This window comes from Burkholderia sp. SRS-25 (assembly GCF_004343765.1).
Classification (GTDB): Bacteria; Pseudomonadota; Gammaproteobacteria; order Burkholderiales; family Burkholderiaceae; genus Burkholderia; species Burkholderia contaminans.
The window spans coordinates 168,513-180,185 of record NZ_PTXM01000015.1; the positions used below are offsets into that span (position 1 = coordinate 168,513).

13 protein-coding genes are annotated in these 11,673 nt (G+C 65.7%); 2 read left to right on the top strand and 11 right to left on the bottom strand.

Going from position 1 to position 11,673, the window contains the following annotated elements; translation table 11 throughout:
- Nucleotides 1-29: 29 nt before the first annotated feature.
- The 7 genes from C5O79_RS21495 to C5O79_RS21525 all read right to left on the bottom strand — a co-directional run bounded on the left by C5O79_RS21495 (nt 30) and on the right by C5O79_RS21525 (nt 6,541).
- On the bottom strand, nt 30-464 hold the full coding sequence (locus C5O79_RS21495) for a DoxX family membrane protein (RefSeq protein WP_122474871.1): 435 nt from the start codon (nt 462-464) through the stop codon (nt 30-32).
- Nucleotides 461-1,651, bottom strand: a complete 1,191-nt coding sequence (locus C5O79_RS21500) for a multidrug effflux MFS transporter (RefSeq protein ID WP_047851834.1) — start codon at nt 1,649-1,651, stop codon at nt 461-463. Before C5O79_RS21500 ends, C5O79_RS21495 begins: the two co-directional genes overlap by 4 nt.
- 57 nt (nt 1,652-1,708) lie before the next feature.
- Nucleotides 1,709-2,335 (bottom strand): thermostable hemolysin, encoded by a 627-nt coding sequence (locus tag C5O79_RS21505; protein WP_046549231.1) that lies wholly within the window; start codon nt 2,333-2,335, stop codon nt 1,709-1,711.
- Nucleotides 2,336-2,348: 13 nt separating this feature from the next.
- Nucleotides 2,349-3,824, bottom strand: a complete 1,476-nt coding sequence (locus tag C5O79_RS21510) for an AMP-binding protein (RefSeq protein ID WP_047851835.1) — start codon at nt 3,822-3,824, stop codon at nt 2,349-2,351.
- Entirely contained in the window at nt 3,821-4,750 is a 930-nt protein-coding gene (locus tag C5O79_RS21515; protein WP_047851836.1) for a TauD/TfdA family dioxygenase, read from the bottom strand. Before C5O79_RS21515 ends, C5O79_RS21510 begins: the two co-directional genes overlap by 4 nt.
- Nucleotides 4,751-4,958: 208 nt before the next feature.
- Nucleotides 4,959-5,915, bottom strand: coding sequence for a LysR family transcriptional regulator (locus C5O79_RS21520; RefSeq protein WP_046549228.1), 957 nt, complete (start codon nt 5,913-5,915; stop codon nt 4,959-4,961).
- Between the two features lie 95 nt (nt 5,916-6,010).
- A complete protein-coding gene (locus C5O79_RS21525) occupies nt 6,011-6,541 on the bottom strand; it encodes a MarR family transcriptional regulator (RefSeq protein ID WP_047851837.1) in 531 nt (176 codons plus the stop codon).
- 108 nt (nt 6,542-6,649) lie between these two features.
- Here C5O79_RS21525 and C5O79_RS21530 point away from each other — a divergent pair, with 108 nt between their 5' ends.
- Entirely contained in the window at nt 6,650-7,483 is an 834-nt protein-coding gene (locus C5O79_RS21530; protein ID WP_122474867.1) for an alpha/beta hydrolase, read from the top strand.
- Between the two features lie 84 nt (nt 7,484-7,567).
- On the opposite strand, the gene C5O79_RS21535 is transcribed toward C5O79_RS21530, so the two are convergent.
- Both C5O79_RS21535 and C5O79_RS21540 read right to left on the bottom strand, forming a co-directional pair.
- The gene (locus C5O79_RS21535; RefSeq protein WP_047851839.1) at nt 7,568-8,845 is read right to left on the bottom strand and encodes an epoxide hydrolase; all 1,278 of its coding nucleotides are present in this window, start codon (nt 8,843-8,845) and stop codon (nt 7,568-7,570) included.
- 204 nt (nt 8,846-9,049) lie between these two features.
- Nucleotides 9,050-9,754, bottom strand: coding sequence for an SDR family oxidoreductase (locus C5O79_RS21540; RefSeq protein ID WP_039354670.1), 705 nt, complete (start codon nt 9,752-9,754; stop codon nt 9,050-9,052).
- A 134-nt stretch (nt 9,755-9,888) separates the two neighbouring features.
- On the opposite strand from C5O79_RS21540, the gene gcvA reads away from it, so the two are divergent.
- Nucleotides 9,889-10,782, top strand: coding sequence for a transcriptional regulator GcvA (gcvA, locus tag C5O79_RS21545; protein ID WP_039354300.1), 894 nt, complete (start codon nt 9,889-9,891; stop codon nt 10,780-10,782).
- Between the two features lie 16 nt (nt 10,783-10,798).
- Here the strand turns inward: gcvA and C5O79_RS21550 are convergent, their stop codons facing one another.
- Both C5O79_RS21550 and C5O79_RS21555 read right to left on the bottom strand, forming a co-directional pair.
- Complete coding sequence (locus tag C5O79_RS21550; RefSeq protein WP_131931697.1) at nt 10,799-11,386, bottom strand: pyridoxamine 5'-phosphate oxidase family protein; 588 nt, start codon at nt 11,384-11,386, stop codon at nt 10,799-10,801.
- A gap of 95 nt (nt 11,387-11,481) precedes the next feature.
- Nucleotides 11,482-11,673: a hypothetical protein gene (locus C5O79_RS21555; protein WP_124493502.1), complete on the bottom strand. Its 192-nt coding sequence runs from the start codon at nt 11,671-11,673 to the stop codon at nt 11,482-11,484.

Genomic DNA, 11,673 nt, shown 5'->3' on the forward strand with positions numbered 1-11,673 from the left:
CATGCGGCGAAAAGACACCCGCCACGAGATCAGATAGTCGTGGCAGGCGATCGCGACGCATGAAGGGTCCATGCGCGCGCATACGGGTGAAACATCGCCAACAGGACGGCGCCGAACAGCAGCAATGGATTGGTACTGACCGCCCCGCACATGAGGAACAGCACCGACATCGCCGCCGCGCCGGCAACCCCCCACGCGGTCGCGATGCCGAGCAGGATCGACAGCCCTGCCGCCAGTTCGAGCCAGGGCACGACCAGGTTGACCGCGACGACGTGCGGAAGCGCGACGTGTCCGATCGCGCCGGCCAGCACCAGCCGCACGGCTTCGGGCGCCACCGTGGATCGCGAGACGGCAGCGGCCAGGAAGGGCCCCGCATCGAAGTGCCCGACGATCTTCGTCGAGCCGGCCCAGATCCAGAACGCGCCGAGGACGAGCCGCAGCGCGAGCGCGACGGCGGTCTTCATCGCGCCACCTGCGGATGCAGGCGATGCAGTTGCCTGAAGCCGATCATGGTCACGCCCAGCAGACACGCGAACATGACGGCAATCGCCCCATTCGTCTCGATGGGCAGCGCGCTGACGACGCCCGACACGATCGAGCCGAGCGCAAGCATCAGGCACCCCTGCAGGCTCGCGGCGGCGCCCGCGCGGCCCGGGAACAGGGCCATCGAGCGCGCCATCGCGTTGGAGAAGATGAAGCCCTGCGCAAACGCGATCAGCATGATCCCGCCGAGTGCGGTCACCAGGATCAGCTCGCCGCCGCTCGACGCCACGCACGCCACCCCGAGCGCAAAGACCGCGATGCCGCCGCGCATCAGCTGCTCGCCGCTGTAGCGCCGGATCAGGCTCCGGTTCAGCGTCGTGCCGCCGAGGTAGCACAGCCCGACGCCGAGCGCGGTCGAGCCGAAGTACGACGCGGAATGCCCGAGGCGGAACTGCACGATGTACGGCCCGATCACGTTCCACATCAGGAACGCCGAGAAGCTCATCCCGAGCATCGCGACAGCCGACTGGAAGTGCGAATCGGACAGGATCTCGCGATAGCCCGCGATGGTTTGCCGCGGCGTGCGCCGCAACTCCGGCCGCAGCGTCTCGCGCAGGCCCACGAACGCGAACGACAGCACGACGAGCCCGTAGCCGCAGTACACGACGAAGTTCCAGCGCCAGCCGGCCCACTCCTGCACGTGTCCGCCGATGTACGGCGCGATCACCGGGCCGAGCCCGAACGCCAGGCTGAGGTAGACGATCGCGACGCGGAAGCGGTCGCCCTTCAGCCGGTCGACCAGCACGGCGCGCGCGACGACCTGGCATGAGCCGATCGCGAAGCCCTGGATCGCGCGTCCCGCCATCAGCACCTCGAACGACGGCGCGACGACGGCGAGCGCGCTGCCCGCGATGAACAGCGCAAGGCCGAAGAGCACCGACGGGCGCCGGCCCCACCAGTCGGCCAGCATGCCGAACGCGAGCTGGCCGATCGCATAGAACACGAGCGTGATCGTGATCGTGTTCTGCATCATGCTCGGCATGACGTTGAGTTCTCGACCGATGGCCGGAATGCTCGGCGCATACAGGTCGATCGCGATCCCGCCGACGCTGTTGATCAGCGGCGCCAGGAACACGAGGAAGTTTTCGTATCTATTTGAGTCGGACATGGGGACGTTCCTGAAATGACGGGACAGGCCGACGCGTATGCGTGCGGCCCATCGGGATCAGTGACCGTTTGCGGTGCATTCAACCTGCCTCAGCGGCATGCGGGCCGACGGCGGATCATCGAGCGGGCTCCACATCGGCAAATCGTTGCGCCTGGCCATGTCGTCGATCTTCACCATGATGACGCGCGGCGAGTTGTCGTAGTACGTGCCCCAGTCGACATGTCGGTCACGTACCCGGCTCACGCACGCGGGGCCGAGATCGTCATAGGCGATTTGCAACGACTGCACGATGTGACGCACCCGCTCCGTCGCCGTCATCAGCACGTACCGGTAGTGATGCTGGGCCAGCGTGCGGAACACGTTCGCGATCAGGTAGCGCCCCGCGCCCTTCGAGCCGAACGACGAGAACTGCCCGAGTTCGACCAGCTCCGCACGCGACAGCCCGTAAAGGTTCGTCAGCGATTCGTCGAGGTAGTGCTCGGAGAACAGCGGGGCGCTGTCGCCCCAGCTGAGCCCCAGGCACGCATAGCCGGGCAACGTCATCTTGCGGTCGGTCAGGCACCAGAACTGGTCCGGGCGAGGCTCCGGACGCGCGCCGTGCGCCTGGTAGTAGTGCTGCGAGACCGCGAGCTGCATCTCGCGATAAGCGCCCTGGCCCGGATGAAAGCTTCGTACGATGTGCACGTTCGGCTCCCGGTCAGTAAAGCGACGCCGCGTGATCGCGCTCGATCAGCTGACGGCGCGGCCGCCCGGTGACCGTGTAGTAATCCTTGCGGAAACGCTCGATGTCGGTCACGACCCGGACTCGCCGCACGCGCGCGAAATCCGCGAGCCGCGGTTCGAGCCGCGCCATCTCGTCGCGCACCGCCGCTTCGTCGTGCGCGGACAGCACGATCGCCGCCGGCTCTTCGCGCCCTTCGCCGAACACCACGATGTCGTCGATCAGCGCGCTTTCCTTGTAGACCGTCTCCACCCACTCCGGCGAGATGTTGCGCGCCGTCGACAGGATGATCACGTGCTTCTTGCGGCCCGTGATGTACAGGAAACCATCGACGATCTCGGCGATGTCGCCGGTATGCAGGTAGCCGTCGGTCAGCTCGCACGACGTATCGTCCGAGTTGTAGTAGCCCGCGCAGAGCGTCGGCGTGCGCACGCGCAGCTCGCCATCGACGATCACCGGCACGATCCCGTCGAGCAGCGTCCCGGCCGAGCCGATGCGGCGCTGCCCCGGGTAGTTCAGCGAGATGATCGAACTGTTCTCGCTGAGCCCGTACGCTTCGTAAACCTGCACGCCGCGCTTGTCCAGCGATTCGAGCACGGTGGCCGGAATCTTCGCGCCGCCCGTGATGATGTGCGGATTGCGGCGGCCGAACAGTTGCGTCGTACCGGTCGACTCCAGCAACGCATCGGCCTCCTCGAGCAGCTTCGGCGGCAGGTACAGGAAGTTCGGATCGACGCGGGCGATCAGGTCCAGGTAGTCGCGCGCATTGCCGCTGCGTGCGCCGTACTCTGCGTAGTGCGCGGGCATCAGCGTCAGCGAGCCGCCGGACAGCACCGGCAGGAACACGCCGAGCACCTGTTCGATCAACAGGCTCATCGGCACGATCGACAGGTAGTCGAGCGGGCCGGCCGGCACGCGCTTCAGCACGTTCGTCACGAGCAGGCCGACGGCCTCGTCGCGGATCTTCACGCCCTTCGGCTTCGACGTCGTACCGGACGTATGGATGATCCCGCAGATGCCCGGCTCGATTCGCTCACCGGTGGGTGCGCCCGCCGCGGGCCAACCGTCGCGCTCGCTCGCGGCGTCGATGCACGAGATGCCCGGCAGGATCGAACCGATGCGTGCGGCTGTTTTCGCGTCCTGCGCGAAGATCGCGGTTGCCTTGTGCAGCAGGCTGCCGATCTGCTCGTCGGAAAACTCGATCGGCACCGGCAGCAGGACCGCCTTCACGCGGAAAATCGCGAGCATCGTCGCTACCCACGTGTAGCTGGAGCGCGCGGCAATACCGAACACGAGGCCGCTGCAATCGCCGTAGACCTCCTCCAGCTTGCCGGCGATCCGCGCGACGTCCGCGCGCAGTTCGTCCAGCGAGTATTCACGGCCGTCCATCTCCCGCACGACAATGCGGTTCGGCGCTTCTGCGAAATGACGTTCGATGAGTGTGCTGATCATGCGATTGCTCCCTTGCGATAGCTTTGCGCACCGAAGATGCGGCGCCCCGTGTCCGCGAGACGGCGGCGGCCGTGCATCACGCGGCTGTTGTCGATCGCGACGATGTCGCCCTTGTTCCAGAACAGGTCGTACGTATAACGGGCGGTCACGTCCTTGATTTCGTCCCACACCTCGAAATCGATGTCGGACCCGTCGGCCCACGTGATCAGCGGCGGCTCGTAGTTCACGCTCGGCCCGAGGAGCGAATTGCAGAACGCGCGACGGCCGGAGAAGCAGCTGGTGGTAATCGCATCGGTCACACGCTCCGACGACACGAGAAACTGGTCGAGACGGCGGTAGTGCTGGCCTCGAACGCGCTGGTTGACGACCTCGAGATGCGAGTCGTTCACTTCGTGCGCCGGCAGTTGCAGCTCGACGCTCAGGAAGCGCTGTACATTCGGCCAGGGAATACGGCGCGAATACTTGATCTGGCGTTGCTCGAACAGGCGACGCACGGCCGGCGTCAGTTCGTGCAGCACGCGCTGCCCGTCACAGATCGTCGTCTCGGAGCCGACGCGAGCCGGCTCGAGGCAGTAGAACCATTGCAGGTCGGGCGTGAACGGCAGGTTGCCGTTCTCACGGTGCAGGCCCATTTCGAGCTCGCCGGCATCGATTTCGGCGGTGTTTTCCGTCGAGGTCTTGCGCGCCGGATCGAACGTGACGCGCGCCGAATGCTGGCTGACGAAGCGGTTGAAATCGTCGAGCGTATCCGCGAAATTGCGATAGATCACGACGCCCGAATGGGCGAGCTGGTCGTACAACTGGGCGGTATCGACGAGGTCGATCGCCTTTTGACCGGGCTCGAGGCTTTCGATCAACTCGAAGCCGAAACGCGGCAACGGTTTGTGCTGAACCTGCGCGGTGATTACGTCAACAACATCCATCATGGCTGCCTCTCAGTGTGGTTGGTCTTGTGTTCGAAGCACGGCTTCGTCGAACACTGACCAATCTACCGATACGGCCGGGCACACCGTTTTAAAAATTAAATGGTGGATGTAAATTTTGTTTAGGGTCCTGCAAGGAAGCCGGGCTTTGCTTCCTCACCGGCAATAAACCGGACGGCGGCGATCGCCGGCCGGCACGGGCCGGTCGAGGCTACGCGCGCGGCAATTCCCCCGGCTCGAGCGCATTGGCGCTCGCAAGATCCTTGAACAGGGTGCGCATGGTGCGGATGTCGGGGTTCTTTTCCATCGGCGTCGACCAGATCACGTCCAGCGTGAAGGTCGGGAAGCCGAGCGGCACTTCGCAGATCTGCACGGCCGGCGGAATCGACAGGTACTGGATCAGGCGCCGCGGCAACGTCAGGGCGACCGGCAGCCGCGCGACGATGTTCAGGCAGGCCTGATACGTGTTGGCGCGCGCGACGATACTGCGCGAGCGGCCGAGCTTTTCGAGCCAGCCGTCGATCATGTTGCGCTCGGATACCCACGGTGTCGGGAACACGTGGTCCATGTCGCAGAATTCGTCGAGCGAGACGCGCGTCGACTGCGCGAGCTTGCGCGACGCGGTCAGACACACGAAGGTGTCGGAAAGGACCGATTCCCATTGCAGGTCGGGATGCAGCCGATGGTAGCCGGGACCGAAGCCGATCGCGAAATCGATTTCCCCGGCCAGCAGCCGTTCCACCGGCAGTTCGCGGCCGAGGCGGTCGACGATCAGCGAGGTTTCACGGCCACGCTTCATGAACGACTCGAGCACACCCGGCAGCAACAGCAGCTCGAAGTACTCCGGCGCGCAGACGCGCATCACACGGCGTGTCGTTGCGACCACCTGGTCGTCATCCATGTCGGCGCAGTGGTTCACCGCATCGATCACGTTTCGCAGATAGGGCTCGATAGCCTCGGCCTTGGCCGTCGCGACGAGGCTGCCGTGATCGACATCGAAGAGCACGTCGTGAAAGCAATTGCGCAACCGCTTCAGGCAATAGCTGACGGTAGGCTGGCTGATGCTCATGACCTCGGCGGTGCGGCGTGCGCTTTTGTGTTCGTACAGACACAGAAACACCATCACGTCTTGCAGGTCGAGTTGGCGCAATACGTTACTGTTGAGCACGATCTACCTCGTTGTTGTTGTCATTGGACATCTTCCCGGTTCCCCTCGACGCCCGGGTCATACGCCGGCGATCATCGATCGCCCTTTCCCACCACCTAACCGGCGTCGTCCTGTGGGAGTGCCTCGCCCGGCAATGCGAGCAGCGCCTGTTTCAAGAGTGCCGCAAGCATCGTACGGTCATCGGCATCGAGCCCGCCGAGCAGCAGATTCTGCGTATCCACGTGCACGCGCACGGCCCGATCGATCAGCTCGAGGCCGGCTGGCGTCAACCGCACGGCCAGGCCCCGGCCGTCCTGTGGATTCGGTACACGCTCGACGAGGTCGGCCTGCTCCAGGCGCATCAACCGGTTCGTGATCGCGCCGGACGTGATCATGAGCGAGCGGTAAAGCTGCGTCGGCGACAGCTCGTAAGGCTTGCCGGCACGTCGAAGCGTCGCCAGCACGTCGAATTCGCCTTCCTTGAATCCAAACGGCGAAAGCGCCTCCGTACGCGCTTTCTCGCAGTGCTTGGAAAGCCGCGCGAGCCGGCCGAAGATCTCCATCGACGCGACGTCGAGCTCAGGGCGTTCGTCGCGCCATTGAGCCACCACACGGTCGACATGATCCTCCTTGGCCGACGCAATCATGAATGTCCTCGCATTTGAAGGGGTTCTCGGTGAGCGCTTGTCATCAATATATCTCAATATTAAGATAATCGCGAGAGCGCATGTTGGGCGCGACTACGGAGCAGACCCATGACAAAACTATCATTCGGAGACCACGATCTCTACTACGCTGATGTCGGCAGCGGTACGCCTGTCTTGTTGATTCACGATCTGGGCAGTTGCGGGCGCGCGTGGGCGCGCCAGATGTCGTTCCTGCGTCAGGCCGGCTTTCGCGTGATCGTGCCGGACCTTCCCGGTCACGGCGCGTCGTCCTACCCGGATCGCATGCTTGACGTTCAGGCATTCGCCAGCGGCCTGGAATGTCTGCTGGACCATCTCGGGCTGGAAAGCGCGAACCTGGTCGGCCTGTCACTCGGTGGCGCCATTGCGCTATCGATGGCGATCGACGCGCCGTCGCGGGTCGGCAAGCTCGTCATCTGCAACGGATTCTCGAACCTGGCTGCCGACGATGTCGTGCGCCGGTTCGAGCTGTGGAAGGCAGCGTTCCAGCGCGGCGACGGCGCGACGCGCTGGTTCGAGGAAATGTGGCCGTCATTGGTGAGCGCCGACTACGCTCAAACGGAAGATGGGGAGATCGCGTATCAGATCGGCCATGCCCATGCGGCAGGCGCGGATTCAGCCTTCCTCGCTCGCCTTTGCGACGGAATCGCGAACTACGACGTGCGCAGAAGACTGAATCTCGTTCGCAGCGAGACGCTGGTTCTGCAAAGCGACGACGATGGCATTCACCCGGCGATCGAGGGCCAGCGGCTTGCCGCCATGATCCCGGGTGCGCGATTCAGTGCACTCCCGGGAAGCGGGCATCATCCGAATCTCGACTGTGCCAGGACATTCAACTGGGCGCTCTTGCGCTTTCTGTCGGACCACAACGAGCTGGATGCAGCGCATGTTGCCCCCCATTGAAACGATTGCCGGGGCGCGTCACATCCACGGAAGCGAACGCGGGCCGCATGACCGCCGGCCCGCGTTCGCATGCCCGTCGCGCGCTTACACGCGCCGCAACGGCCGGAACCCGGCACGCACTTCACGCGCAAACAGCTCCGGCTCTTCCCATGCCGCGAAGTGCCCGCCCTTGTCGACTTCGTTGAAGTAGATCAGGTTGTGATAACTGCGCTCGGCCCAGCTGCGCGGCGCCTGGTAGATCTCGCCCGGAAACACCGTGATCGCGGCAGGCAGCGAGATGTCCACCGCGTTGAAGTTGTTCGAGTGATCTTCCCAATAGATCTGCGCGGCGGACGTCGCGGTGTTCGTCAGCCAGTACAACGAAATGTCGTCGAGAATCTCGTCTCGCGGAATCGAGCGTTCGGGCACGCCGCCGCTGTACGTCCACTGCGAGATCTTGTCGTACATCCACGCGGCCTGCCCGGAAGGCGAATCGGCGAGCGCGTAGCCGACCGTCTGCGGCCGCGTGACCATCATCGCCGAGTAGCCGCAGTTGTCGCGATAGAACGTCGCGAGCTTCTCGTACGCGACCTTCTCCTTCGGCGACAGCGAAGCCGGCGCGGGCGCGTCGGTCGCCAGCAGCGTCGCGATATCCGGCGGCACCGTCGCCGGCATGTTCACGTGAATCCCGGCCAGGCCCTGCACGCGCTGCATCGCCATCCGGTGCGAGATCACGGAGCCGCAATCGCCGCCCTGCGACACGAAGCGCGTATAGCCGAGCCGCGCCATCAGTTCGCCCCATGCGCGCGCGATGTGGTCGGAGCCCCAGCCCGTCTTCGTCGGCCGGCCCGAGAAGCCGAAGCCCGGCAACGACGGCACGACCACGTGGAATGCATCGTCCGCGCTCGCGCCGTGCGCGGTCGGGTCCGTCAGCGGGCCGATCGCCTTCAGCAGCTCGAAGACGGAGCCGGGCCAGCCGTGCGTCATGATCATCGGCATCGCGTTCTCGTGCCGCGATCGCACGTGAATGAAATGAATGTCGAGCCCGTCGATCTCGGTGATGAACATCGGGAAGCCGTTCAGGCGCGCCTCGCCCTTGCGCCAGTCGTAGTCGGTGCCCCAGTAGCGCAGCAGCGCCTGCATGCGTGCAAGCCGCACGCCCTGCGATTCATCGGCGACGGTTTCGCGGCCCGGCCAGCGTGTCGCGGCGATGCGGCGGCGCAGGTCGATCACGGCCTCGTCGGGAATGTGCGCGGTGAACGGGCGTATGCCGCTCGCGCCGGTCGCCGCATGCAGCGCGGTGGGCAGCATCGCCGAGACCCCGGCGGCCACGGAGGTGGCCAGCAGGTGGCGGCGCATCGGGGAAAACGGTGTGGAAGACATCGTTCGGCATCCTTTCGTGAAGTGGAAAGTGAAGATGCCGCGCGCGGAATCGCGCCCACGCTTTCGATCCGGCGCGCCCTCGTCACGCGGCGTCGCCCATTTGAAAGGTCTGATGTATCCCGGATTTGTCTGATTTGTACGCGTTTGTAGCGGCTGCACCGCGAGCGGGCGGCCCGCGCCGCCGCTCGCTCGCCGATGTGACGCTCAGAGCGCCTTGACGATCGCGCCGTCGACGCGAATGTTCTGGCCGGTGATGTAGCCCGCGCCGTCCGACAGCAGGAACGCGACCGTCTTCGCGATCTCGCCGGTCTTGCCGAAGCGGCCGGCCGGAATGCGCGCGACGATCTCCGGCGTTTCCGGCCAGCTGTCGATGAAACCCGGCAGCACCGCGTTCATCCGGATGTTCTCGGCCGCATAGCGTTCCGCGTAAAGCCGCGTCCACGCACTCAGCGCCGCGCGCAGCGCCGACGACACGGGCATCGGCTGCTCGGGCGCATCCGCCGCGAAACTCGAGATGTTGACCACCGCGCCGCCGCCCTGCTTCTGGAAAATCGGCGTCACGCGGCGCATCACGCGCACCACGTTCAGCAGGATCAGGTCGAGCCCCGCGTGCCAGTTGTCGTCGGTGATCGCCAGCAGCTCGCCCTTCGGCGGGTGCCCGGTGTTGTTCACAACTGCATCGATGCGACCGTAGCGCGCCACCGTTTCCTGCACGAGCCGGTCGATGTCGGCCTCTTCCGTCACCGAGCCCTGGATGCCGAAACCGCCCAGTTCCTCGCCGAGCGCGACCGCGCTGCCCGACGGCGACATCAGCGCGACGCGATAGCCAGTCGCCGCCAGTTCGCGCGCGATCGCCGCGCCCATGCCCTTGCCTGCCGCCGTGATCAACGCTACTTTTTCTACAGTCACGATGTGCTCCTCGTTCGAATCCTGCCGCCGCGCTGCCGCCGTTCGGCGCGCCATGGTGGTAATGTAGGCGCATCAATCCCGACTGTCGAACCAGTATTTCTGCCTCCAGTCGATAGTTTTTCTACAGCCTGACGATGCCGCCTCGCCCCTCCCGCCTGCCGCCGCTGAATGCGCTTCGCGCGTTCGAAGTGTCCGCGCGGCACCTCAATTTCCGCGCCGCCGCCGACGAGATCGGCGTCACGCAGGGCGCCGTCGCGCAGCAGGTGCGCCACCTCGAGGACGTGCTCGGCCTGAAACTGTTCGAACGCCTGCCGCGCGGCCTCGCGCTGACGCACGACGGCGCCGCGTATTTCTCCGACGTGCAGCGCGCGCTGCATGCGATCGCCGACGCGACCGACAAGCTCGTGAAGCGGCGCGCCGCGCTGACGATCAGCACGACGCCGTCGTTCGCGTCGAAATGGCTGATCCCGCGGCTCGCGCAGTTCACCGATGCGCATCCCGACTACGACGTGCGCGTGATCGCCGACCCGCAGATCGCAACGTTCCGCCACGACGGCGTCGATCTCGCGATCCGCTACGGCAAGCCGCCGTTCGGCAAGCATCTCGCCACGCACGCGCTGTTCCCGCTCGACGTGTGTGCGGTCTGCAGCCCCGCGCTGCTGGCCGCGCCCGCGTCGCCGCGCGCGCTCGCGGGCCACGTGCTGCTGCATGACGCACACGACCTGTGGCCCGAGTTCCTCGCCGCGATGCCCGAGCCTGTCGACATCGATCCGCACAAGGGGTTGCGCTTCAACCAGACGTCGCTCGCGATCGATGCAGCCGTCGCCGGCCAGGGCATCGCGCTCGCGACCGATCCGCTGGTCGAGCGCGACATCGCCGCGGGCCGGCTGTGCAAACCGTTCGATTTCGCGTTTCCGCTGTCGGTGGGGTTCTATCTCGTGTATCCGGCCGAGCGGCGCGACGACGATGCGATCGTCGTGATGCGCGAATGGATGGCCACGCAGGCCGTGTCGGACGGGCGCCCTTGAACGGGCTTCGGCAGCGTCAGGGTGCGGCCCAGCGGCCTTCGTAGCCGCCTTCATGCAGGTCGAACACCGCGCGGCGATGGCCGGTGCGCGCGAGTTCGAGCCAGTCGATACGCGTCACGGTCACGTGAAGCAGGCAGAAATTGTCGTAGCCGTCATCGGTCGATGCGGCGCTGCTGACATGCGCGGCTTCCGGCGACGCGACCGGCGTACCCGGCGGCAACGGGGCGCGATACAGCAGCAGCGTATGCGGCCGGCTCGATTGCCAGATGGCGCGCCGTTGCGCTTCGTCGTCGCAGATCGATGTCGTACCTTCCACGCGAATCTGCACGAGCGCATCGAGATCGCTGGCGACGAGCGCGATGCGCGGATCGCGGCGCAGCTCCGCGACCTTCTCCGAACGCGCATCGGTATGAAACGACAGCACGCGATCGGCGCGGCTCACCTGGCGCAACACGATCGTGCGCACCTTCGGCGCGCCGTCGATGCCGAGCGTCGCCGCCTGCAGCATCGTGAACGGCGAGCGTTGTGCGCTCACGCCGGATTCGAGGCAGGACCACAGGCGCCCGTAGGTTTGCGCGAGTGAATCGGAAATGAAGTCAGGCATGACGAAGCGGCGATCGTGCAGGTTGCGATCGCGCCAGCTTAACCGGTTGCCGCGGCGACGGCACGCATGCGGCGCGCCGGCCGTCGCCGCACGGCTCAGTTGTAGCCGCGTACGACCGGTGCCGCGTCGCCGAAGTCAGCCGCCGGCTCCGCGCCGAAACGGCCGAGCACGTCGGCCACATACTGCGGCCCCGCGCTGATCTGCGACGACCGGTGCGCAACCGGCCGGTTGTCGCCCGCGCCCGGCGCTGCGCCCATCGTTACCGTGTCGTTGACGGTGATAGTCAT

What these genes read in the sequence shown, in the direction of transcription:
- C5O79_RS21495 (WP_122474871.1), bottom strand. Translation starts at nt 464, where the DNA reads ATGAAGACCGCCGTCGCGCTCGCGCTGCGGCTCGTCCTCGGCGCGTTC.
- C5O79_RS21500 (WP_047851834.1), bottom strand. Translation starts at nt 1,651, where the DNA reads ATGTCCGACTCAAATAGATACGAAAACTTCCTCGTGTTCCTGGCGCCG.
- C5O79_RS21510 (WP_047851835.1), bottom strand. Translation starts at nt 3,824, where the DNA reads ATGATCAGCACACTCATCGAACGTCATTTCGCAGAAGCGCCGAACCGC.
- C5O79_RS21515 (WP_047851836.1), bottom strand. Translation starts at nt 4,750, where the DNA reads ATGATGGATGTTGTTGACGTAATCACCGCGCAGGTTCAGCACAAACCG.
- C5O79_RS21525 (WP_047851837.1), bottom strand. Translation starts at nt 6,541, where the DNA reads ATGATTGCGTCGGCCAAGGAGGATCATGTCGACCGTGTGGTGGCTCAA.
- C5O79_RS21530 (WP_122474867.1), top strand. Translation starts at nt 6,650, where the DNA reads ATGACAAAACTATCATTCGGAGACCACGATCTCTACTACGCTGATGTC.
- C5O79_RS21535 (WP_047851839.1), bottom strand. Translation starts at nt 8,845, where the DNA reads ATGTCTTCCACACCGTTTTCCCCGATGCGCCGCCACCTGCTGGCCACC.
- gcvA (WP_039354300.1), top strand. Translation starts at nt 9,889, where the DNA reads ATGCCGCCTCGCCCCTCCCGCCTGCCGCCGCTGAATGCGCTTCGCGCG.
- C5O79_RS21550 (WP_131931697.1), bottom strand. Translation starts at nt 11,386, where the DNA reads ATGCCTGACTTCATTTCCGATTCACTCGCGCAAACCTACGGGCGCCTG.
- C5O79_RS21555 (WP_124493502.1), bottom strand. Translation starts at nt 11,673, where the DNA reads ATGACTATCACCGTCAACGACACGGTAACGATGGGCGCAGCGCCGGGC.